The 20738-nt window shown below is 59.3% G+C and carries 22 protein-coding genes; 12 read left to right on the forward strand and 10 right to left on the reverse strand.

Annotation, left to right across the window (positions count from 1 at the left end; translation table 11 throughout):
* Position 1: 1 nt before the first annotated feature.
* The gene (locus MLD04_RS01820; protein WP_248154210.1) at positions 2 to 811 is read right to left on the reverse strand and encodes a DUF1338 domain-containing protein; all 810 of its coding nucleotides are present in this window, start codon (positions 809 to 811) and stop codon (positions 2 to 4) included.
* Positions 801 to 1922 carry an arginine N-succinyltransferase gene (locus MLD04_RS01825; RefSeq protein WP_248154211.1) on the reverse strand — a complete coding sequence of 374 codons (1122 nt, stop codon included), beginning with the start codon at positions 1920 to 1922 and terminating at the stop codon, positions 801 to 803. Before MLD04_RS01825 ends, MLD04_RS01820 begins: the two co-directional genes overlap by 11 nt.
* Positions 1923 to 2039: 117 nt before the next feature.
* Here MLD04_RS01825 and MLD04_RS01830 point away from each other — a divergent pair, with 117 nt between their 5' ends.
* Both MLD04_RS01830 and MLD04_RS01835 read left to right on the forward strand, forming a co-directional pair.
* Complete coding sequence (locus MLD04_RS01830; protein ID WP_248154213.1) at positions 2040 to 2468, forward strand: Lrp/AsnC family transcriptional regulator; 429 nt, start codon at positions 2040 to 2042, stop codon at positions 2466 to 2468.
* 346 nt (positions 2469 to 2814) lie between these two features.
* Positions 2815 to 4497 carry an AMP-binding protein gene (locus MLD04_RS01835; protein WP_248154215.1) on the forward strand — a complete coding sequence of 561 codons (1683 nt, stop codon included), beginning with the start codon at positions 2815 to 2817 and terminating at the stop codon, positions 4495 to 4497.
* Between the two features lie 83 nt (positions 4498 to 4580).
* Here the strand turns inward: MLD04_RS01835 and MLD04_RS01840 are convergent, their stop codons facing one another.
* Positions 4581 to 4775, reverse strand: a complete 195-nt coding sequence (locus MLD04_RS01840; RefSeq protein ID WP_248154217.1) for a hypothetical protein — start codon at positions 4773 to 4775, stop codon at positions 4581 to 4583.
* A gap of 131 nt (positions 4776 to 4906) precedes the next feature.
* Here MLD04_RS01840 and MLD04_RS01845 point away from each other — a divergent pair, with 131 nt between their 5' ends.
* On the forward strand, positions 4907 to 5806 hold the full coding sequence (locus MLD04_RS01845) for a LysR family transcriptional regulator (protein WP_248154219.1): 900 nt from the start codon (positions 4907 to 4909) through the stop codon (positions 5804 to 5806).
* Here the strand turns inward: MLD04_RS01845 and MLD04_RS01850 are convergent, their stop codons facing one another.
* Positions 5807 to 6523 carry a transglycosylase SLT domain-containing protein gene (locus MLD04_RS01850; RefSeq protein WP_248154221.1) on the reverse strand — a complete coding sequence of 239 codons (717 nt, stop codon included), beginning with the start codon at positions 6521 to 6523 and terminating at the stop codon, positions 5807 to 5809.
* A 101-nt stretch (positions 6524 to 6624) separates the two neighbouring features.
* Between MLD04_RS01850 and MLD04_RS01855 the strand changes: the two genes are divergently transcribed.
* The gene (locus MLD04_RS01855) at positions 6625 to 7458 is read left to right on the forward strand and encodes a DUF2059 domain-containing protein (RefSeq protein ID WP_248154223.1); all 834 of its coding nucleotides are present in this window, start codon (positions 6625 to 6627) and stop codon (positions 7456 to 7458) included.
* Here MLD04_RS01855 and MLD04_RS01860 read toward each other — a convergent pair.
* Positions 7430 to 8509, reverse strand: a complete 1080-nt coding sequence (locus MLD04_RS01860) for an MBL fold metallo-hydrolase (protein ID WP_248154226.1) — start codon at positions 8507 to 8509, stop codon at positions 7430 to 7432. The two genes, MLD04_RS01855 and MLD04_RS01860, sit on opposite strands and share 29 nt — an antisense overlap.
* Before the next feature lie 87 nt (positions 8510 to 8596).
* Here MLD04_RS01860 and MLD04_RS01865 point away from each other — a divergent pair, with 87 nt between their 5' ends.
* Positions 8597 to 9781: a M24 family metallopeptidase gene (locus tag MLD04_RS01865; RefSeq protein WP_248154228.1), complete on the forward strand. Its 1185-nt coding sequence runs from the start codon at positions 8597 to 8599 to the stop codon at positions 9779 to 9781.
* Between the two features lie 12 nt (positions 9782 to 9793).
* On the opposite strand, the gene MLD04_RS01870 is transcribed toward MLD04_RS01865, so the two are convergent.
* Positions 9794 to 10072 (reverse strand): peptidylprolyl isomerase, encoded by a 279-nt coding sequence (locus tag MLD04_RS01870; RefSeq protein WP_248154230.1) that lies wholly within the window; start codon positions 10070 to 10072, stop codon positions 9794 to 9796.
* 184 nt (positions 10073 to 10256) lie between these two features.
* Between MLD04_RS01870 and MLD04_RS01875 the strand changes: the two genes are divergently transcribed.
* The 4 genes from MLD04_RS01875 (at position 10257) to MLD04_RS01890 (ending at position 14462) form a co-directional block, all read left to right on the forward strand.
* Positions 10257 to 11843 (forward strand): ABC-F family ATPase, encoded by a 1587-nt coding sequence (locus MLD04_RS01875; RefSeq protein WP_248154232.1) that lies wholly within the window; start codon positions 10257 to 10259, stop codon positions 11841 to 11843.
* Between the two features lie 183 nt (positions 11844 to 12026).
* Entirely contained in the window at positions 12027 to 12590 is a 564-nt protein-coding gene (locus MLD04_RS01880; RefSeq protein WP_248154235.1) for a DUF1415 domain-containing protein, read from the forward strand.
* A 278-nt stretch (positions 12591 to 12868) separates the two neighbouring features.
* A complete protein-coding gene (locus tag MLD04_RS01885) occupies positions 12869 to 13600 on the forward strand; it encodes a polyamine aminopropyltransferase (RefSeq protein WP_248154237.1) in 732 nt (243 codons plus the stop codon).
* 16 nt (positions 13601 to 13616) lie between these two features.
* The gene (locus MLD04_RS01890) at positions 13617 to 14462 is read left to right on the forward strand and encodes a Sir2 family NAD-dependent protein deacetylase (protein ID WP_248154239.1); all 846 of its coding nucleotides are present in this window, start codon (positions 13617 to 13619) and stop codon (positions 14460 to 14462) included.
* Between the two features lie 6 nt (positions 14463 to 14468).
* Here MLD04_RS01890 and MLD04_RS01895 read toward each other — a convergent pair whose 3' ends face one another.
* The 3 genes from MLD04_RS01895 to MLD04_RS01905 form a co-directional block, all read right to left on the reverse strand.
* Positions 14469 to 15296, reverse strand: a complete 828-nt coding sequence (locus MLD04_RS01895; RefSeq protein WP_248154241.1) for a metal-dependent hydrolase — start codon at positions 15294 to 15296, stop codon at positions 14469 to 14471.
* Between the two features lie 155 nt (positions 15297 to 15451).
* Entirely contained in the window at positions 15452 to 16864 is a 1413-nt protein-coding gene (locus MLD04_RS01900) for a sodium-dependent transporter (protein ID WP_248154243.1), read from the reverse strand.
* An 86-nt stretch (positions 16865 to 16950) separates the two neighbouring features.
* Entirely contained in the window at positions 16951 to 18051 is a 1101-nt protein-coding gene (locus MLD04_RS01905; RefSeq protein WP_248154245.1) for a Leu/Phe/Val dehydrogenase, read from the reverse strand.
* A 525-nt stretch (positions 18052 to 18576) separates the two neighbouring features.
* Here MLD04_RS01905 and MLD04_RS01910 point away from each other — a divergent pair.
* A complete protein-coding gene (locus MLD04_RS01910) occupies positions 18577 to 19311 on the forward strand; it encodes an AzlC family ABC transporter permease (RefSeq protein ID WP_248155365.1) in 735 nt (244 codons plus the stop codon).
* Complete coding sequence (locus MLD04_RS01915) at positions 19308 to 19622, forward strand: AzlD family protein (RefSeq protein ID WP_248154247.1); 315 nt, start codon at positions 19308 to 19310, stop codon at positions 19620 to 19622. The genes MLD04_RS01910 and MLD04_RS01915 overlap by 4 nt, the downstream gene beginning before the upstream one ends.
* Here the strand turns inward: MLD04_RS01915 and MLD04_RS01920 are convergent, their stop codons facing one another.
* Complete coding sequence (locus MLD04_RS01920) at positions 19623 to 20396, reverse strand: DUF3750 domain-containing protein (protein ID WP_248154249.1); 774 nt, start codon at positions 20394 to 20396, stop codon at positions 19623 to 19625.
* A gap of 83 nt (positions 20397 to 20479) precedes the next feature.
* Here MLD04_RS01920 and MLD04_RS01925 point away from each other — a divergent pair, with 83 nt between their 5' ends.
* Positions 20480 to 20695: a dodecin gene (locus tag MLD04_RS01925; RefSeq protein ID WP_008939089.1), complete on the forward strand. Its 216-nt coding sequence runs from the start codon at positions 20480 to 20482 to the stop codon at positions 20693 to 20695.
* The last annotated feature ends 43 nt before the right edge of the window (positions 20696 to 20738 follow it).

Consider the following 20738-nt stretch of genomic DNA (forward strand, 5'->3'; position numbering starts at 1 on the left):
CTCAGCTTCGACGCTCGTGGGTACTTTCGAAAATCTTGTCCGCCGATGCGGCCACGAATCCGGTATAAAGCTGTCCATCCGCTTTGGGGTAGCGGCGGGCAAACTCATAGAAACAGCTGGGGATCACGGCCTCCCTGTCGGTAAACGTCACGGGCACCCGGTCGGCCATGGTTGATGATTGTTCCAGCAACTCTTCCGGAGAGCCTTTCACTTCACCTCCGGAATCGTTCACGGTGAATCCATGGTCTTTCAGAAGCTGATTCATCTCGACGACCGACCGGATGCTGTTCAGGTGATTGATGCTGACCGTAAAGTGGTTCGCCCGATAGCCCCATGCAGCCAGCCAGGCGGCGTATTCGCTGACTTCCGAAAGCATCCGGTAGGTCTCGTGACTGACCTGCCACGGACGGCCCGAATACGGGAACTCTGATCGCCGGACCCGCTCGGGATCAACTTCGGACACCAGGTTCCGGATGATCGCCTGGATCGGATCTGGAAATTTCTCCACCAGAAGTTCTGAGATGAACACCTTCGGCGCGTCCTGGTCCGGGTGCTCATAGTGGCGGGCGTACAGTTTTTTGGCCTCGAAATGGTATTCGCCGCCGGGCTGGTACCCGAGCGCCAGAAAGGGCTCTGCCAGAGCGTCGAGGCCCACGGGGTCAAGGTTGAATGTTCTCAGCGCGATGTGATCGTTCACAATTGGCCGGGATTCCCGTTCCGCGAGCAGCTGGTGAACCCGTTCGGCAGAGGGCGTGACAGACCGGTACTGCTCCCAGAGTTGGCTGAAAAGCTCGTGGCGGTCAGTGTGCATGCTGTCTTTCTCCAAAACGGTGTGCGTTCATGTTTGGTGCAACGGGCTGTTCGTGGGGCCGCGATGCGCTATTGGGTTGCAGTGGCAGACTCCAGACAACGCCGTCGGCTTCAAGGCCAAGATTTTCGGCCAGATGGGAAGCGATCTTCACGGACTCGCCCGTGGGAAGCAGGTTGCCATGCTCCGTGAGCGTGGCCCGAAAATCCGACAGCCGGCCGTTTGCCACGATCATCGGAGCCATCAGGTCATGCGGAGCATCGACGGCGTTGGCATCCAGAATGACCGAGGCACGCCGTGACTGGCGAATACTGCCGATCTGGCGCAATTCCGCCTCAACGGTTGGCCCCGCATCGAACAGGTCCACGAAGCCGCGAGGACGGAAGCCTTCCCGCTCCAGCATGCGAAGTGCAGGCCGAGTGTGCGGATGTACCTGCCCAATGACCGCCCGCGCGTCGCGGCTCATGAGATGGGTATAAAGCGGGGCGGCGGGCATGAGTTCGTCAATGAAATCGGTATAGCCGGAGCCCACCAGACTGGTCGCCGAAGCAAACTCCATGTCGACAAAATGTTCCCGCAACCAACTCCAGAATGGAGACTGTCCGGCGGCATCCGATACCCCTCGCATTTCGGCGATCACCGTGCTGGAAAACCGCTCCGGGTGCTGGGCCATGAACAGGAAGCGGACCCGCGACAGCAGCTTGCCGGCATTGGCCCGCCGGAAGTCGGGACGGAGATACAGCGAACAGATCTCGGTGCAGCCCGTGTAGTGATTGCATCGGGTCAGCGTATCGACCTGTTTTCTCAGGCCAAGCTCACGGGAATGGTGGACCACCGTATTATGGTGAAAGTGATAAAGCGGGCGGGTCTGGCCGGCGCAGGCTTCGATGCCGGTGGTTCCCATGATCGCACCGGTCGCCGGATCCTCGAGCACAAACAGATAGTGCTCATCGGAGGGAGTCTCGACCTCTCGGGCAAAGCTCTCGACCGAGTGCTCGATCTTGCGCAAGAGCGCATCCCGATCGGGCATCAGGGAGGTAAAGCCGGGGCCGGATTCGTCGGCAATCCGGTATAGGGCGTCCAGATCTTTGGGGGCAACCGGTCTGATAAGCATGGCCAGAGCTTCCTGCAGTGTTTTGCGCCAGTATGCGGTGCCTTTCTGCCGGTTTGCAGTTTCAAAACGATCGAAATGATCTATTATTTTGTCAAAATGAAAATTTTGGGTGGCAAAATGATCAATGCGCAAGACGAGAAGCTGCTGGCACTGCTCCGGCAAAACGCCCGGGCCAGCGTGACGGACCTGGCCAAGGCGCTTCACGTGTCCCGCTCTACCGTTCAGAACCGTCTGGCCCGTCTTGAACGGACCGGTGTGATCCGGGGCTATTCGGTTGACCTGGGTGGAGATTATCTGGCCAGTCAGGTCGAGGCCCATGTCTCCATCAAGGTTGTGCAGAAACTGACGGCCCGGACGAATACCGCACTCGAAGGCATCCGCCAGGTCTCGCAGCTTTTTTCAGTCAGTGGGGAGTACGACCTCATTGCCATCGTCCAGGCCAGCTCCCTCGAAGCTCTGAGCAAGGTGCTGGACGATATAGGAAATCTGGAGGGCGTCGAACGGACGAACTCCGCCGTGGTCCTGGAAACGCGGTTCCGTCGATAGAGGTTGTCAGGAACCGAGCAATCCGGCGTAGGCGCAATAAAGGAACGCGCCCGAACCGACAAGAATCAGGCCCCAGGCGGGAAAAATCAGAAATGAACGAGTCGACGTTTTCATAGCCACCTCCTGCAGTGATGCTATTGCATACGCGTCTTCCCTCACTCTAGACCAGTTTTGACGTATGTCACGTCGGACGATCCTGTTCCGGGCGCCTGCGGAGAATTGGTTATCACAAACGGTGGTAAATGCTATTGAGCAAACGAGGAACTGGGCTACTATGAATCGGGATTCATAACAATAAACAGCCTTCGCTCCGCACTGGCTGGACAACAATTATAAGGAATTGCGCATGGCGGAAGATTCTAGCAGACAGACCTCGTTGCACTGTTTCTTTCACTGGGCTGAGCATACGCCGGACAGTGTTTACCTGACTCAGCCGTATCCTGATGGACGGGTGGAAGATATCACCTGGGCCCAGGCGGCAGACCAGGTGTCCCGGATGGCCGGCTATCTGATCAGCCTGGGGTTGCCGGCACACAGCAGCATTGCCATTCTGGGTAAGAATTCAGCCCACTGGATCCTCGCGGATCTTGCCATCTGGGCTGCGGGCCATGTCAGTGTTCCCCTTTATCCGACCCTCAATGGCGAAACCGCCGCCTACATTCTTGATCACAGCCAGGCAAAGTTGCTGTTCCTTGGCAAGATGGACGGTACAGCGGATGGCTGGAACGATATAAAACTGCATTTGCCCGAGGATCTGCCCGTGGTTTCGCTACCACTGTCGCCGCGCAACGACACGCCGACATGGCAGGGGATCATTGAACGTCAGGAGCCTGAAACGCCCCGTTGGCCGGATCCGGATGATCTGGCCACCATTGTTTACACTTCCGGCAGTACCGGCCGGCCAAAAGGCGTGATGCACAGTTTCCGCAACATGGTGTCGGTGGCGGAGGGGTTGCAGCAACTGTTTCCCGTCGGGACCGAAGAACGAATGCTCTCGTACCTGCCCCTCGCCCACGTGGCGGAGCGGGCTGCCGTCGAGACCCAGTCGCTCTACTACGGCTTCCACCTTTACTTTGCCAATTCCCTTGATACGTTCCAGGAAGACCTGCAGCGTGCCCGGCCGACCCTGTTTTTCTCCGTGCCTCGCCTGTGGATGAAGTTCTATCTGGGCATCAATGCGAAGCTGCCGCCCCGGAAACAGAAACTGCTGTTCAACCTTCCGATTCTGGGTTCCCTCGTCAAGAAAAAGGTGCTTCGTCAATTGGGGCTGGATCATTGCCGGGCGGCGCTTACCGGAGCGGCGCCGCTCTCCGCGGATATCATTGCCTGGTATCGCAACCTGGGGCTTGAGCTGCTCGAGGTGTACGGCATGTCCGAGAATTTTGGCTACTCTCACGCCAATCGCCCCGGCGCCGCCCGGGCAGGGTATGTTGGTGTGCCCAATCCCGGAGTGGAGCACCGGATCGGCGAGGGCGGGGAGGTCCAGGTCCGGAGCCCCGGTCAAATGCTGGGGTATTTCCGTAACGAAGAGAAAACCCGGGAAGACATTACCGAGGATGGCTTCCTGAAAACCGGGGACATGGGCGAGATCGATTCGGACGGCTCCCTGCGGATAACCGGACGGGTCAAGGATCTGTTCAAGACCGCGAAAGGGAAGTATGTGGTGCCGGTTCCCATCGAGAACCGGTTCAATCATCCGGGCGCGGAAGTCGTCTGCGTTGCCGGTGCCAACCAGCCACAGCCGTGCATGATGGTGTTGCTGTCCGACGAGCTAAGGTCGGCGCTCGCCAATGGCGCGGACAGGGCGGAGCTGGAACGGGAACTGGCGGCAGAGCTGGATGCCGTCAATATGGCCTGTGAATCCCACGAGAAAGTCGCATTTCTGGCCGTGGTGAAGGAACCGTGGACCATGGAAAACGGCATGCTGACACCGACGATGAAGATCAAGCGAAACGTGATCGAGGCCTTCTACAATGCCCGTATGGATGACTGGTTTGCGAGGAACACCAAGGTCGTCTGGGATATCTGAGCGAATGGAACTGCATCCAAACGAAAAACGCCGGCAATCTGCCGGCGTTTTCTTTGGTCTGGTGCCCGATTGCGCTGTGCGAATCAGTGGCCGCCCTGGACCTGAGTCATGTCCTGAGTCATCTCCGCGGTCCTGCGGTTGAAAACTCGAACCTTGCGACTGATAAACTGCACCGCCTGCTTTGCAGCAGCACGGGTATACTGGCGCCTGACCTCAGCACTGTTGTGGAGGATACTGGACGGCAGGGGTTGAACGGTTGCGATATGGTTCTGAGTCATAGCGCCTTCCTCCTTTACTATCTGGTGGATTGATTAGCGATCTATCTTTAATTTACAAACTATTCTAAGGATTCTTTTTTGCAGCTTGAATACGTTAAAATCCGTATCCGCGTTGCAAATATGCAGTAATTATGGACTGGGATTATCTTCGATATATAAGGGCTCTTGCAATAGGTGGAACGCTTGCAAAGGCCGGTGAATTACTGGGTGTGCACCAAACCACTGTTTTACGGCGACTTGACCAGATGGAAGAGGCGCTGGGTGTGCAATTTTTTGAGCGCAACCGGGATGGATTGCAGCTGACGCCCGTTGGAGAAATGGCCTTTCGGGAGGCTGAACGACTGGCCACCGATATGGAAAACCTCCAGCGCAAGCTGGTCGGGGGAGATTCTGCCCCGGTCGGAAAGGTCCGGATCGCGGCCGAGGATATGATGATGAATGAGCTCCTCAGTCCGATTCTGGCGGAGCTGGTTCGTGAGTATCCGGACATCGAACTGGAAGTGCTCACGGACAACGACGTGGCCAACCTCAGCCATCGGGAAGCCGATCTGACCTTGCGTCCCGAAAACAAACCCCAGGCAACCCTGGAGGGTGAGCGAATCGCGGCAGTCGAGTCGGCGGTCTACGGCTCTGCCCGCTACTGCCGGCGAAACCGTGATATGGACATCGAGAACCGGCCGGAGGCCTGCCTCTGGATCGTTCCGGACGAAACCTTCAGCCAGCTGGCGACCGGGCGCTGGTATCGCAAGCATCTGAAAAACGTGTCTTCCTTTATTCGATGTAACAGCCTTCAGTCGATGGTATCGCTGGCGCGGGCTGGTGCGGGACTGGCGGTCTTACCCTGTTATATCGGTGAGAGCGCACGGGAACTGCGCCGGTTGTCCGATCCCCTGGAGGGCGAAAGTGTGGATCTCTGGCTGCACGTCAATCAGGACACCCAGCAGATGGCGCGGGTGCGGATTGTCATGGAGTTTCTGGTGGACCGGTTGCGGGCCCTGGAATCGGTGATCGAAGTCAGTCCGACGCTCTGATCAGCTTTCGGCCGAGCAGAAGGGCCAGAACTGGTACCAGTGCCAGCACTGGAATTCCTGTTCGCACTGCTGCAACTGGTTGTCGTATCGAAAGGCGCGGGCCCGCACCCGGCTGGCCAGCGACTGCAAAGCGGGTTTCGAACGATAGGAACCACTGGCGTAGCCGCTCCGGCCTTCATGGTAAGCAAGGTAGAGCTGTCTGGGGGCAGTCAGTGGAATGCCAAGCCGGTCATGACTCCGGCGGTTGTACCAGCCGACAAAATCCAGCGCGTACTCCATATCGGATCGAACGGTCAGCCAGCTTCCGCCATTGGCCTTCAGGTAGTCCCGCCATGCAGGATCGAGGGCCTGGGCGTAGCCGAAAGCCGTCGTGGGTCGGGTCCAGGGAATGAATCCCCAAAGGACCGATCTGGGTGGCCTGGCGTGACTGCGGAAGGACGACTCGTAGTAAACAAACGCCATCTGCGTCGCGATCGGCGTGCCCCATTTGTCCCGGGATTGGCGGGCATAGTCGTACCAGACGGTGTGTTCCCGGAAAATCTCGCACAGGTTCTCGGGATCGTTGGGTGGGCCCGGTTCCAGCAGGCTGAAACGGAGCGATGCCCAGATCGCCACCAGCAGGCCCAGCACTGGCCATCCATACCATCGGGCCCGGCGGCGCCAGACCTCGAGCTGTTTCGTCAGCCGGCGATTACGCCGGGAGCGGGACTTGCCCATTTTTCCTACCAAACCGTCATCTGTCCCTGTCCATTATCGCTTGCCGAAGCGCCGACCTGCGTGCCATAAACGGCATGTTCTCAATTCAGGATGATAGTGAAATGCGATTTGCCACCCTAGTTAAACCTCTTTTATTCGCTGCCTTGCTCGTTGGTGACGGCGTGGCTGAGGCAGCGACCACGCCCCGACAGGTTCTGGAGGCGTCGCCGATCGACGACATAGTCGCTCAATACCCCGCGATGATGAGCCGGGGTATCCGTCAGGGCCTGCAGCAGAATGACCAGGTGCCTGCGGTTGTAGCGGATGCGATTGGTCAGGTCGTGAGCAGCAGCATCCGGGCCGAGGATATTGAACAGCGAATTCTGGACGATCTGGGCCGGTCGCTTTCTGCCGAACAGCTTCAGTCTGTCCAGGACTGGTATGAAACACCGCTGGCCGGCAAGCTCTCCAGGGCCGAAATCGCCGCCTCTGCACCCTCGGTATGGCCGAAGATCCGGCAGCAGGCGCCGGCGCTGAACAAACGCTTCGAAGGCACAGACCGCGCCAAACTCTTTGATCGCTTCGATCGGGCCTCCCGGGCAACCGAAAGTGCCGTGGACACGGCGGTCGCTCTGCAGCTGAGCCTGGCGTCCGCCATGTCCGCTCTGAACGGGGATGATTCCTCTGCGGCGCAGACCCGCCAGAGAATCGAGAGCCAGCGAGGTGTGCTTCAGGGCGTTGTCGGTCAGCAGGTTTATGACAGCTACCTGTACACCTACCAGAATTTCAGCAACCAGGAGCTGAAGCTGTACCTGGATTTCCTGGAAAGCGATGCCGGTTCGGCATTTACCCGGGTGGTCACCCGAAGCATCCAGCAGGCTATCACCGAACCGGTGGACAACATTGGTGCCCAGATCGCCCGGTTCCTCAACCCGGCACTGTCAGGCGGTCAGTAAATTGTCCGAGTTCGCGGTAAAGGACCTCCCGTCGCCGCTGGTAGCGATGGGAAAAGTGAAAGGCGATCAGTTGGCGGACCTGTGCTTCGTTGGCGATCCGGGCGCAGGCTTCGGTCGTGAGGTGATGGGTCCGGTGCGCCTGGTCGCGATCTTTCACCATAAACGAAGCCTCGCAGAACAGCGTGTGCGCTCCCTTTGCCAGATCGGCCACTTTGCGCAGATTCCGGGGGCTCTCGGCAAAATCGGTCGCGTAGGCAATTGATTCACCGGGAGCCTGTATCAGCAGCTTTCGGGCAAGGTCGCCGGCGCGGAACGTGGAATGCCGGTCGGGCGAGATCAGGGTATCGGGGCGTTCCTGCAGGACGGCCATCTTCAGATCGTGAAGCCAGGGCCCGGGCTCGAAGTTGCCGGCTCTGAGTTGTTCAGTACGAACCTGGAGTTTGCCGAAGGGTTCGAAGGTGTAGGCCAGTACCGGCGTACCATGATCCAGTAGCGCGGCCCGAACCTGAAAAGCCGGCTCACTGTGCAGCACCCCTCCCGGCGTTGGCTGATCCTCCAGTGGTGTTGGAGTGCTGTCGCCTACCCGTGTACGCCAACGCTTGAGACGGTCGCCGTGCCATTCATTGACTTCGAACACCGGCCCCCGGTCTTCGATTCTGTCCCACAGGACGCCGCGGATCATGCCCGAAACGTGCTCCATCAATCCCGGAGGGCCGAACAGGCGGCAGGGTGGAAAGTGGCCGATCCGGCTGCGCAGGAACCACAGGAAACCGCCGATGTGGTCCGCATGACAATGGGTGATGAAGACATCGCTGACCTGGTGTGCCGAACGGAGGGGCATGCGCCCGGTATCCCCCAGATCGAATAACAGGCTGCGTGACTGATGCAGCAGTTGCAGCTGCATCAGGGGCTCCCCGCCAACACCATTGACCAGTGACGCGACCACGTGACCTACTCTCACGGCCACCTGGGGGTCCGTCGCGACACTTGTGAGGGCGCCCAGCTGGACACTTACCTCGACGGGGCGGCTGCCCTTTGCCTGGTCATCCATTGAATCCCCTTGTTCTCCGGGTCGGAAATTTGTACTGGACCCGATTTGGGTCCAATCTTCCTAGTATATGCCGTGAGGAGAGCTCCTATGGACTTCAATGCCTACCAGAAATCCCTGTCCTCACAACTCAGAGGAATAGAGTGCCCGTTCCCGGAGTCGGAATACAATCAGCGCCTGAGACGGGTCCGGGATGGTATGGCCGATGCGGACTACGGCGCGCTGCTGCTGACCGACCCGGCGGATATTTTTTATCTGACCGGATATAGCACGTTTGAAGTGTCCGTCCACGTGGCCCTGGCTGTTACCCAGGACGATATGCTGCTGCAGGTGCCATCGATTGAGATGGGGCCGGCGATGGTGACCACGCGAGTTGCGAGGGTAAGCGGCTACCGTTGGGAAGGCATTGGGGAAGTGCTTGAGCCCCTGGTCCAGATCCTCAACGATGGTGTCGAAACCGTCGCGATCGATGCTTGGCATGGATCCCTGCGGCAGGGCGTCCTGGAGGGGTTGAAGGCCCGGCTTCCCGGGGTGCGCTTCGTCAACAATGGCGGACTGCTGAAGCGTATCCGCATCGTCAAATCGCCTGCGGAACTGGACTACCTGCGGGAAAGCGCAAGGATTACGGGGGTCGGGTTGCAGGCCGCCTGTGCGGCTGTCCGGCCCGGTGTGACCGACAATGAGATCGCGGCAGCCGGTGCCAAGGCGCTGATCGAGGCGGGCAGCGAATTCATGAGCATGCAGCCGATCGTCACCACGGGCCGTCGGAGCAGCGTGATCCATTGCAACCACAAGCGAACGGTGGTTCAGGAAGGCGATCCGGTTTTCCTGGAGTTCGGTGCCGCCTGGCAAAGATACACGGCCCCCATGATGCAAACCATTGTGGCGGGCGGCACTCCGAGCTCCGAGATGCGCCGGGTATTCGATGGCTGTCGCCGGATTGTGGATGCTCTGCTGGAAACCGTCCGTCCGGGCGTGACCTTTGACGAGGCCGCGCAAAGGGCGGAGCTGGCTCTGCAGCCCCTGGCCGGGAAAGTGTTTTTTTCAGGGGTTTACGGTTACACCGTGGGGGCCCAGTTTCCTCCGTCCTGGGTAGAGGGTTCCGGTTTCATTGCCAAGGGGGGAAACACCGAATTTGCGCCGGGAATGGTCTTCCATCTGCCAATCTGCCTGCGGGTGCCGGGGCAGTGGGGTATTGGCTGTAGCGAGACGGTCATCGTGACCGAGAAGGGGGCTGAGCCGATCACCCAGAACCCCTGGACGCTCGGCTCCTGATCCCGGTATCGATCAGCTGCGGGAGGTTACTTCCAGCAGGTGGTAACCAAACTGGGTCTTGATCGGCCCGATCACGGTGTTCGATTCGCTGTTGAACACCGCCTTGTCGAATTCCGGCACCATCTGGCCCGGCCCGAATGAGCCCAGATCACCGCCATTGCGGCCGGATGGGCAGGATGAATGCTGTTTGGCGACTTCGGCGAAGTCCTGACCGCCTTCAATCGCCTTTTTCAGTTCTTCACACTTCGCTTCGCTGTCTACCAGAATGTGGCGTGCGGTTGCCTGTGCCATGATTCGTATCCTTTATGGTCGTTGAGTGAACACTGCGGAGAGGGAAATGCTGCCCGGACCGCCCGCCGTAGGCAAGCGGTTTTTATCCGTGTTTCTGCGGCCTCACGCTGTTCCCTCCAAACCTGTACAATGCCGGCTTTCTCTCGCCGGCGCCTGACCGGCCCCACGTTGATAGGTTTGTTTCTTGATCTCCACCGCAAATATCACCATGCAGTTCGGGGCCAGGCCCCTTTTTGAAAATGTGTCCGCGAAGTTTGGCAATGGCAACCGTTATGGCCTGATCGGCGCCAACGGTTGTGGCAAGTCCACCCTGATGAAAATCCTCGGCGGGGATCTTGAGCCTTCCGCCGGCCAGGTCATGCTCGAGCCCAATACCCGTCTGGGGAAACTTCGGCAGGACCAGTTTGCCTACGAGGACTGCACGGTCATGGACACCGTGATCATGGGCCATGAGGAACTCTGGCAGGTGAAAAAGGAGCGGGACCGGATCTATTCACTGGCTGAAATGAGCGAAGAAGATGGCATGGCCGTGGCGGACCTGGAGGTCCGGTTTGCCGAAATGGACGGTTATACCGCAGAGTCCCGGGCGGGCGAGCTGCTGCTCGGGCTGGAAATTCCGCTTGAGGACCATAATGGCCCGATGAGTGCCCTGGCACCCGGCTGGAAGCTTCGGGTGCTGCTGGCCCAGGCGCTGTTCTCCGACCCGGACGTATTGCTGCTGGACGAGCCCACCAACCACCTGGACATCAACACCATCCGCTGGCTGGAAAACATCCTGGTGGCCCGCAACAGCACCATGATCATCATTTCCCACGACCGCCACTTTCTGAACAGTGTCTGTACCCACATGGCGGATCTGGATTACGGCGAGCTGCGCCTGTTCCCGGGAAATTACGATGAATACATGACGGCCGCCACCCAGGCCCGTGAGCGTATGCTGGCGGACAACGCCAAGAAGAAGGCGCAGATTGCCGAACTGCAACAGTTCGTCAGCCGCTTCTCGGCCAACGCCTCCAAGGCCAAGCAGGCCACCTCCCGGGCCCGGCAGATCGACAAGATCCAGCTGGAAGAGGTCAAGCCGTCCAGCCGTGTCAGTCCGTTTATCCGGTTCGAACAGGGCAAGAAGCTGCACCGTCAGGCCGTTACTCTCAAGGACCTGACCAAGGGCTTTGATGGTGAACCCCTGTTCAACAAACTCAACGTTCAGATCGAGGCCGGCGAGCGGGTAGCCATCATTGGCCCGAATGGCATCGGCAAGACCACGCTGCTCCAGTGCATGGCCGGCGCCTACGAGCCGGATGCCGGCGAGGTGAAATGGACCGACAGTGCCGAGGTTGGCTACTTTGCCCAGGACCACACGGCGGATTTTGCCGATGATGAAACACTGACAGACTGGATGGCCCAGTGGACCAAGGGCGGCGAGCAACTGGTCCGCGGCACGCTTGGGCGAATGCTGTTCTCCGGTGACGACATCGGCAAATCGGTCAAGGTGATTTCCGGGGGTGAGCAGGGGCGCATGCTGTTCGGCAAGCTGATCCTGCAGAAGCCCAACGTGATGCTGATGGATGAGCCGACCAACCACCTGGACATGGAATCCATCGAGGCGCTGAACCTGGCGCTGGAGAACTATCCGGGGACGCTGATTTTCGTCAGCCACGACCGGGAGTTTGTGTCTTCGCTGGCGACCCGGATCATTGAGCTGAAGGCGGATGGGGTTACCGATTTTAGTGGGAGCTATGATGATTATCTTCGGAGTCAGGGGTATCTCTGAGTTCGGTGATGCGACCCTTGGGAGTTTGCGGACAGGTGGGTAGGCCTGTCCAAAACCCGCTCCTTCGGCACGTCCATGTGACGCTTGAGCTCCGCCATCCATGGCTTCGCACAGTTTTGGACAGGCCTACCCACCCGTCCGCTCATAACTGTGAGTAGGCCTCTCTGGAAATTGGGAGAACACGTGAACGAAACCGATATTATTAACGCCACCCGCAAATGGGTCGAAGACGTGGTTGTCGGCTACAACCTGTGCCCGTTCGCCAAACGGGAACTGGTCCGGAGCCGGGTGCGGTTTGTAGTAACGGACGCTCAGACCGAAGACGAGTTGCTGCAGGCACTGCACTCAGAGCTACAACGTCTGGACGACGAGCAAGAGATCGAAACCACACTTCTGGTGCATCCGGGCGTTTTGCAGGACTTTGGGGCCTACAATGAGTTTCTGGATGCGGCTGACGGTCTGTTGGCATATCTCGATATGGAAGGCATCTACCAGATTGCCAGTTTTCATCCGGATTACCGGTTTGAAGGCACCGAGCCGGATGCGGCGGAAAATTACACCAACCGGTCTCCGTTCCCGATGCTGCACCTGCTGCGCGAAGCCAGTCTGGAAGCGGCGATCGACAGTTATCCGGATGTAGAAGGAATTCCCGACCGTAACATCGAGCTGATGGAAAAACTGGGCGCAGAAAAAATGCGAGAAATCCTTAAGAGCTGCCTGAAGAACCCGTCCGGTTCAGGGGAGTAGAATCAGGAGCCGGTGGGCAGGGCTTTCCAAAACTGTGCGGAGCCATGGATGGCGTAGCTCAAGCGCCCCATGGGTGAGGCCGAGCGTTTATGAAGCGAAGCTTCATGCGACAGCCGAACGACAGCAATCTGTGATTGCTGGCTGGACCCCGGAGGGGGGCCGAAGGAGCGGGTTTTGGAAAGCCCTGCCCATCGGCGATTGCACCAGTCTAGGGCGGCGGAAAACTCCATCTGTTCAGAGGTTCCCTTAACTCAGACCAACCAGAAGAGCCAGAATCAATGGGACTGCTTTTCGAGCAAATTGACAGCCAGCCGTCGGAAATCGGGGAGATTACCCTCCGTCGCCGTCGCATTCCGGCGATTGGTGATCGCGACATCTTCGAGGTAAAGCTCGGCGATGAATTTCTCATGTCCAGCATGTTCGTGGACGCCGAAGTGGCACTCTCGGACCTCGGCCTGAATGTCTGCGAGGGTGAGAATCTCAGCGTGGTGGTGGGTGGCCTGGGCCTTGGGTACACGGCGGTTGCCGCCCTCAAGCACGAACGCGTGGGCGAACTGCTGATCGTCGAATACCTCGAACCGGTAATCGGCTGGCATCAGCGGGAGCTCGTTCCACTGGGGGGCGAGATCAATGCGGATGCCCGAAGCCGTTACGTCCATGGCAGTTTCTTCGATCTCGCCGTTGCCGAGCCGGAGACCGGCGGATTCGACCCGGATCAGCCCGGCAGGCAGTTCGACGCCATCCTGCTCGACATTGACCATTCGCCCCGTGCGCTCCTGCACGATTCCAACGCCAGCTTCTACACCACCGACAACATCCGCCGCATGGCTCGCCAGCTCAAACCCCGGGGCATATTCGCCATGTGGTCCAACGAGGGTGAGGATCCCGGGTTCATGGCTGTGCTCCGGGAGGTGTTCATTGATGTCGAGTGTCACGTCGTGACATTCTTTAACCCGTTCCAGAACAGGGAATCGTTCAATACCGTATACGTAGCCCGAAAACCGGATTGAGTCGTATAACGTTCGTATGCCTGTAACCACGCACCGAACCCGCCCTTTCAGCGCCAGCCAGCGCCTGCCGGACACTGGTGAGCCGCTGGTGACTCTTGATCCCGCCGACGCGGGTGAGCAGCTTGCGCAGTTCATTCATCGCCACCCCAGGCTCCTGATACTGACCGGGGCAGGCGTCAGCACCGATTCCGGCATTCCTGATTACCGGGACGGAGATGGTGCCTGGAAACGCAAGCAACCGGTCCAGCACCAGGATTTCATGACGAGTGATCACACCCGGCAACGGTACTGGGGGCGCAGCCTGATCGGCTGGCCGGTGATGCGGAATGCCACGCCCAATCCGTCCCATTTCCACATCGCCGATCTGGAACTGCTCAATCACAGCAACCTGGTGGTCACCCAGAACGTGGACCGGCTGCACCAGAAAGCGGGTACCCACGGGGTTCTGGATCTGCACGGTCGTGCCGATGAAGTACTGTGTATGAGTTGCGGCTATCGGTGCTCACGGGATGAGGTCCATGACCGTTGTGCGGATCTTGACGTGGACTTTGCCGATTTCCGGGTGGCGGATTGCCCGAAGTGCAGCGGCATACTCAAGCCGGACGTGGTGTTCTTTGGCGACTATGTCCCGAAGCAACGTGTAATGTCTGCCCTGGACGTGTTGCAAGCCAGTGATGGACTGCTGGTGGTTGGCTCGTCGCTGATGGTCTATTCCGGATTCCGTTTCTGCCGTTACGCGAAGGAGTGGAACAAACCCATGGCCACGCTGAACCTCGGCCGCACCCGGGCCGAGGAGCTGGTGGACCTGAAGCTCAACGCGCGCATCGGGGAGACCTTGCGCGCGGCGCTTGAGCGTCTCTGAACCGGATCAGGCAAAACCCAGGGTTTTGCGCCATTTGCGGAGCAGGAAATTGGTGTCGTGCTGCCAGGGGTGAAAATCCGGCCGGAAGTAATCCAGGTACTCCGGCACGATTGCAGTAAACATGCCCCGGCGCCCCCAAAGCCGATTCAGGCCTCGGGCCCAGGACTTCAGGTTGGCCAGTTCCCCGTCTTCCCGCATGAGCTCCACGATAAAGGCGTGAATGGCGACCATCACCAGAACCGTGGCCAGTGCCATGGTTCCCATCCGGATTGCATAGTCCGCTGGTCCCTTTCCGAACACCTGCTGGTAGGTGTCAAAGGCCACCGCCTTGTGCTCGTTTTCCTCGACGCAGTGCCAGGCCCAGAGGGTTCGCATGGTCGGATCGATCGCCTCTACGAGGTCTTCCCGGCGCAGGAGCTGGGCCGAGAGGATACCGGTAAAGTGTTCCAGGGCGACCGTGCCGGCCAGATGTACCCGTTCGCTTTTCAATAGCGGGAGATCCTTGACCGACAGGAATCCCCGGGTCCATCCTTCCAGCTTCTTGATATCAAAGCCGTTGCGGATGGCGCCCTCGTTGAAATGCCCGTGTTCCCTGGCGTGCATGGCTTCCTGTCCGATAAACGCACTGATGTCCTTCTGCAGTTGCGGATCCTGAACCTTCTCCCGAACGGCCCGGACGCTGGCCACGAAATAGCGCTCGCCATCCGGGAACAACGCCGACAGGGCATTGAACAGGTGGGTCATGAACGGATCGTTATCGACCCAGTGGCGGGGTACATCGTCGAATCCGAAGTCCTGGCGACGGACCGGGAAGGATGCGGTGACTGCAGACATCGTGAAAGCCTCACTTATTGATCAGGATCGCCCGACACAGTACGAGGCTTTGTACGCTCTTGTCCGGTCAGAAGGGGACAGATGTTTGTCGGACCGGCGCAACGGCGACGAAAGTCGAGGTTGCGGGGAGCGGACGAACCGCTCCCCGCCCAGCCTCAGAGGAGGTTGTAGATAAAGACCGTTGCCACGGCGATCGGCGTGACAAATCGCACGGTCACGTACCAGAGCTTGAACGCTGGTGCGGACAGGGCGAGTTCCTTCTCCATGGCCTTGCGTGACATCGCCCAGCCGGCGAACACCGCGACTGCGAGGCCACCGAGCGGCAGCAGGATGTTTGCGGTGAAGAAGTCCAGTAGGTCGAAGATGGTCTTGCCTTCGAGCATCGGGATGAAGCCAAGGGGGGTGACATCGGACCACAGGTTCAGGGACAGAATCGAGGCAATGCCCAGGGCCCAGCACACGATCCCTGCCATCAGGGTGCTGATGGTCCGGTTCATCCCCTTGCGTTCTTCGAGCCACTCCACGATCGGTTCCAGCAGGGAGATGCCGGATGTCCAGGCGGCAAAGATCAGCAGGACGAAGAACAGGGTGCCGAAAAAGCTGCCAAACGGCATCTGACCGAAGGCCAGCGGCAGGGTCTGGAAGATCAGGCCGGGACCGGCACCAGGTTCAAGACCGTTGGCGAATACCACCGGGAAGATGGCCAGCCCCGCAAGCAGAGCGACACCCGTATCAATGATCGAAACCGTGATTGAGGTTTTCGCGATGGAAATGCCCTTGGGCAGATACGAGCCGTAGGCGATCATTACCGCCATGCCGAGGCTGAGGGTGAAAAAGGCATGCCCAAGCGCGACCAGGAGGCCTGTGGTTGTCAGCTTCGAGAAGTCCGGCTCAAACAGGAAGGCCGCCCCTTTGGCGAAGCCGCCGGAGGTCATCGCGTAGCCGACCATGATCAGCAACAGAACGAACAGGGCCGGCATGAGCAGGGTTACCGCCCTTTCCAGGCCTGAGTGAACACCTTTCGCCACGACGACCATGACCAGGGCCATGAACACACTGTGCCAGAGTAGAAGGGTGAGCGGATCCGACAGCAGGCCGGAGAAGATCGCACCGATGGCATCGGCCGACTGACCGGTCAGCTGGCCGCTGGCGGCGGTGCCGACGTAGGAAACGGCCCAGCCGCCGATTACCGAATAAAACGAGAGAATCAGGAAACCGGCCAGGATGCCGATGGCGCCCACCAGCTTCCACGCGGGCTTGAGGCGGTCCCGCTCGGCGATCAGTTGCAGGCTTTTGACGGGGTTGTGACCGCCCCGGCGTCCGATCATGACCTCCGCCATCATGATGGGAATGCCAACCACGGCGATACACAGCAGATACATCAAGACGAATGCGCCGCCGCCGTTTTCACCGGTGATGTAGGGAAACTTCCAGATATTGCCGAGCCCCACCGCCGAGCCCGTGGCGGCGAGTATGAAGGCGAGTCGTGATGACCAGAGTCCGCGCTTGGCGCTGGAACCCTCAAGTGCCCCGCTGTAGGTGGCGGAACCGGATGAAGTGACAGACATGACAGTCTCCTGCAGTACTTGTTGTTGTCAGGGAAAAGAGGGAGCCACAGAGCCTGTGGCTCCCAAGGGAGAGCACCAGTGTCAGGTTAACCGGTGCCAGCCAACCGCATGGGCGCCAGCCCAGCACCCGCGGTGTGCTTCTGGAATCGCTCCTCTGCCAGTTCGTTGGCAATGTCACCGGTGGGAAGCCCGGTCCGGTCAGAGCGATTGAAAATTTCGGTCAGGGTGTCGCCGATGGTTTCGACGTGTTTGCGAACCGTATCCGGTGTCGCGCCGGTGCGTTCGTAGAACACATCAATGATGCCTCCGGCGTTGATGGCAAAGTCCGGCGCGTACAGGATGCCCTGCTGTTTGAGCATGGCATCGTGCTCCGGACGGTCCAGCAGGTTATTGGCGGCACCGGCGATGATGCCTGCCTTCAGTTCGGGAATGCTGGCGTCGTTGAGAACTGCCCCCATGGCGCACGGTGCCACCACGTCCACCGGCAGGAACAGGATGTCTTCGGCGGACGCGGGTTTTGCGTCCAGTTCGTCCACGGCGCGCTGGAGATTGTCCTGATGGATGTCGTGGACCCAGAGCTCCGCACCGGCTTCACGTAGATGTCTGGCAAGGCGAAAACCGACATTGCCGACGCCCTGGATAGCGACCTTCAGTCCGGTCAGATCGTCCTGGCCGAGTTTGTGCCGTACCGCCGCTTTCAGGCCAATGAAGGTACCGTAGGCCGTGGCCGGGGATGGATCGCCGTTACTGGGATTGCCGTCAAAACCGGTCCGGTTGGCGATGCCTGCCACGTAACGCGTGTGCCGGCCCATTACTCTCAGATCCGCGACGCTCGTGCCCGAGTCTTCCGCCGCACTGTAGCGGCCGCCGAGGCTTTCCAGGTGTCTGCCCATGGCTTCCATCAGGGCCTCGGTCTTGTGTTTGCGAGGATCCCCGATGATGACGGACTTACCGCCGCCCAGATCGAGATTGGCGAGGGCGGATTTGTAGGTCATGCCTCGGGACAGGCGAAGGACATCCCTGAGGGCTTCTTCGTCTGTGGCGTAGGGGTACATCCTGCAGCCACCGAGGGCAGGGCCCCGGGAGGTGTTATGGATGGCAACGATGGCTTTCAGGCCGGTTTCCGGATCGCAGAAAAAAGACAGGTGTTCGTGATTGTCGAATTCGGGGTGACTGAATACGTTCATGGTTTTCACCGTTTCCATATACATGAGGGCACGGGCGCCAGGGCGCCTGAGCAGGTGCCGGAATCAGTTACAGGTCAGACTTGGCCGAGGGGATCAGGAGCCAGGATCGGCGACCCTTCCGGTGCCAGGTGTCGTGGCAAAGTCGATAGCGCGTGCGAGCCTGTGGAAACGGTCAGCAAAACGGGAAGGGCGTTTGGACCCGGGGTATGCAGAATAAGGCATGTCGAAATCCTCCTCCACCTGCCGGATCGCGGCGGTAGATGGCTGTTTTGTTCTTGTCGTCCGGCTTGTGGCCGGCTGCTCGATTTCTGGTGTCCCTGCCCGATGGATTGCGTCGGGGTGCCCTTGTGGGGCCGGACAAAAACAACCTAGCGTTGATTGACGTTAACGTCAACGTTTGGGTGGGTTACAATTTGCCAATTACCTGAGAAACTCAAGCAAGCCTCTGATCAAAGGCGATAAATTTTTTCGGGGTACGGGTTTCTGCTTATACGCATGCGAGAGGTTCCGGCTTAGCTTCCTATGATGTCTGATCGCTCCTATCCCTACTGTCTCGAACCCCGGAAGATCCGCAGCGAATTCTTCCGGCTGTTGCCCATCTCGTTATTCGTGGTGGCATTCGGCGCTGCGTTCGGCCTGGCGGCTACCCAGAAGGGACTGACGCCGCTGGAGACCATCCTGATGAGCACCGCCGTGTTCGCCGGTGCGTCGCAGTTTGCCGCTCTCGAACTCTGGGGTAATGAAATTTCCCTGCTGCCGCTGGTGGCGGTGGTTTTTGCCATCAATTCCCGTCACCTTCTGATGGGGGCGTCCCTGTACCCCATGCTCAGGGATGTTGCTCCCGGTAAACGATACGGATTACTGCTGCTGCTCACCGATGCGAACTGGGCGGTTTCGGCCCAGGAATACCAGAGTGGCCGGCGCAATCTGGAGGTGATTATTGGTGGTGGGCTCGCACTCTGGCTGGCCTGGATTTTCGGGACCTGGCTGGGGGCGTATTTCGGAGGTTTGCTGTCCGACCCCAAGAGCCTTGGGCTGGATATGGTGCTCGGGTGTTTCCTGCTGGCGATGGCACTGGGAGGTAACAAGTCTCCCCGTGTTCTGGTTGCCTGGACCGTTGCCGGGGCGGCCTCACTCGCAGCGTGGAAATGGCTGCCACCCAACACCCATGTAGTCACCGGGGCCCTTGCGGGGGGAATGGTCGGCTTCTTCTGGACCGACCGGAAATCCACCACGAGCAGTGGAGAAACAACAGCATGAGCCTCTCGACGGCCGATTCCGGCGTTCTTCTGGTCATTGCAATCATGACCCTGGTGACCCTCGCAACCCGCTTTGGCGGGGTGTTCGCCATGTCATTCGTTCGGATCAGTCCACGAATAGAGAGCTTTATCAACACCATGGCCAGTTCGGTGCTGATTGCCATTATCGTGCCTATGGCATTCAGCGGGGATGCAGGGGCGGTCGCAGCCCTTTCAGTGACAGCGGTAACCATGCTTGTGGTGCGCAAGCCGCTGCCGGCCATTGCGGCGGGTATCGCCGCCGCTGGCCTGGTTCGTTATTTTCTCCTGTAATCAGTCAGCGGCTTCCGCCATGGTGTTGGGGTTTCTCAACGCCAGCTCGCCAAGGCCCGGTAGTTTGATGCCCAGAGCCATCGGGTTGATCCCCAGTGATAACCCCAGAATGTTGACTTCCAGTCCCTCGCGAACGCCTGCCAGCAAACCAAAATAGCCTCCGAGGCTGAACTGGTAGCCGCTTCCACCCGGTACGGCCGCAATCAGACGGTCACCCAGGTAATCCTTGCCGATGGCATGATTGGGCAGGGCGACCTCTAGCCCCGGAACGTCCCGAATTACCCAGGCGGTAAAGGTATTGCTGTTGGGGCCCGGCCAGGCTTCGTATTCCGTGGGGTATGGGTATCGTTGGACGGCTTGGTAGATTTCGGGAATCAGCTTTGCCGCTGCTTTGCCTCGGATGTCAGCGTAGAGGGTGGGCTCGGCACCGTACCAGCGGCGATCCGGTATCGATGGGCGCGAACTGACCACGTAGTGACGCCAGCCGGTTACCTCGTGGACCCGGTATTGTGTCGCCCCCTTTTTCTTGGTGGCAATCCAGGTATGGACCGCAAAGTATCCTCGCCAGCTCCAGGCTCTTGCCCCGTATACCTGGATGACAGCATCGTCGAATGCCTCAGGTTTGGGCGCAATATCCGCACTCTCGCGGCTGGCGGTCTGCCAGCTTTCGGCACCGTGCAGGCCGCCGCTGACCGCCATGAGCAGGGGGCCGGTCATCAGGATCGTAAGGCTGGCGAGAAACCAGGCGGCACTTCGCTTCACGGTTCTTTTCATGGTTGTTGCCCGGCCGCTATTTGATGGCGGCGCCCCCGTCTTCTAGTCTCAAGGTACATGCTCCAATTACTGGGAGATACCCTATGTCAGATCACCATGTCTACAAAAAAGTAGAGATCGTCGGTTCCTCGAAAACGAGTATTGAGGAGGCCATCGAGAACGCCGTGGCCGAGTGCGGCAAAAGCGTGAAGCATATGGAGTGGTTCGAGGTGATGGAAACCCGAGGCCACATCGTCGACGGCAAAGTCGGCCATTATCAGGTGGTGCTGAAAATCGGGTTCCGAATTACCAACAGCTAGTCCTGGATCAGTATGTCGCGGGTAACCCGTTGGGAGGTCTCCT

The organism is Marinobacter koreensis (assembly GCF_023156285.1).
In the GTDB taxonomy this organism is placed as follows: domain Bacteria; phylum Pseudomonadota; class Gammaproteobacteria; order Pseudomonadales; family Oleiphilaceae; genus Marinobacter; species Marinobacter koreensis.

What these genes read in the sequence shown, in the direction of transcription:
- MLD04_RS01820 (WP_248154210.1), bottom strand. Translation starts at nt 811, where the DNA reads ATGCACACTGACCGCCACGAGCTTTTCAGCCAACTCTGGGAGCAGTAC.
- MLD04_RS01825 (WP_248154211.1), bottom strand. Translation starts at nt 1,922, where the DNA reads ATGCTTATCAGACCGGTTGCCCCCAAAGATCTGGACGCCCTATACCGG.
- MLD04_RS01830 (WP_248154213.1), top strand. Translation starts at nt 2,040, where the DNA reads ATGATCAATGCGCAAGACGAGAAGCTGCTGGCACTGCTCCGGCAAAAC.
- MLD04_RS01835 (WP_248154215.1), top strand. Translation starts at nt 2,815, where the DNA reads ATGGCGGAAGATTCTAGCAGACAGACCTCGTTGCACTGTTTCTTTCAC.
- MLD04_RS01840 (WP_248154217.1), bottom strand. Translation starts at nt 4,775, where the DNA reads ATGACTCAGAACCATATCGCAACCGTTCAACCCCTGCCGTCCAGTATC.
- MLD04_RS01845 (WP_248154219.1), top strand. Translation starts at nt 4,907, where the DNA reads ATGGACTGGGATTATCTTCGATATATAAGGGCTCTTGCAATAGGTGGA.
- MLD04_RS01850 (WP_248154221.1), bottom strand. Translation starts at nt 6,523, where the DNA reads ATGGGCAAGTCCCGCTCCCGGCGTAATCGCCGGCTGACGAAACAGCTC.
- MLD04_RS01855 (WP_248154223.1), top strand. Translation starts at nt 6,625, where the DNA reads ATGCGATTTGCCACCCTAGTTAAACCTCTTTTATTCGCTGCCTTGCTC.
- MLD04_RS01860 (WP_248154226.1), bottom strand. Translation starts at nt 8,509, where the DNA reads ATGGATGACCAGGCAAAGGGCAGCCGCCCCGTCGAGGTAAGTGTCCAG.
- MLD04_RS01865 (WP_248154228.1), top strand. Translation starts at nt 8,597, where the DNA reads ATGGACTTCAATGCCTACCAGAAATCCCTGTCCTCACAACTCAGAGGA.
- MLD04_RS01870 (WP_248154230.1), bottom strand. Translation starts at nt 10,072, where the DNA reads ATGGCACAGGCAACCGCACGCCACATTCTGGTAGACAGCGAAGCGAAG.
- MLD04_RS01885 (WP_248154237.1), top strand. Translation starts at nt 12,869, where the DNA reads ATGGGACTGCTTTTCGAGCAAATTGACAGCCAGCCGTCGGAAATCGGG.
- MLD04_RS01890 (WP_248154239.1), top strand. Translation starts at nt 13,617, where the DNA reads ATGCCTGTAACCACGCACCGAACCCGCCCTTTCAGCGCCAGCCAGCGC.
- MLD04_RS01895 (WP_248154241.1), bottom strand. Translation starts at nt 15,296, where the DNA reads ATGTCTGCAGTCACCGCATCCTTCCCGGTCCGTCGCCAGGACTTCGGA.
- MLD04_RS01900 (WP_248154243.1), bottom strand. Translation starts at nt 16,864, where the DNA reads ATGTCTGTCACTTCATCCGGTTCCGCCACCTACAGCGGGGCACTTGAG.
- MLD04_RS01905 (WP_248154245.1), bottom strand. Translation starts at nt 18,051, where the DNA reads ATGAACGTATTCAGTCACCCCGAATTCGACAATCACGAACACCTGTCT.
- MLD04_RS01910 (WP_248155365.1), top strand. Translation starts at nt 18,577, where the DNA reads ATGTCTGATCGCTCCTATCCCTACTGTCTCGAACCCCGGAAGATCCGC.
- MLD04_RS01915 (WP_248154247.1), top strand. Translation starts at nt 19,308, where the DNA reads ATGAGCCTCTCGACGGCCGATTCCGGCGTTCTTCTGGTCATTGCAATC.
- MLD04_RS01920 (WP_248154249.1), bottom strand. Translation starts at nt 20,396, where the DNA reads ATGAAAAGAACCGTGAAGCGAAGTGCCGCCTGGTTTCTCGCCAGCCTT.
- MLD04_RS01925 (WP_008939089.1), top strand. Translation starts at nt 20,480, where the DNA reads ATGTCAGATCACCATGTCTACAAAAAAGTAGAGATCGTCGGTTCCTCG.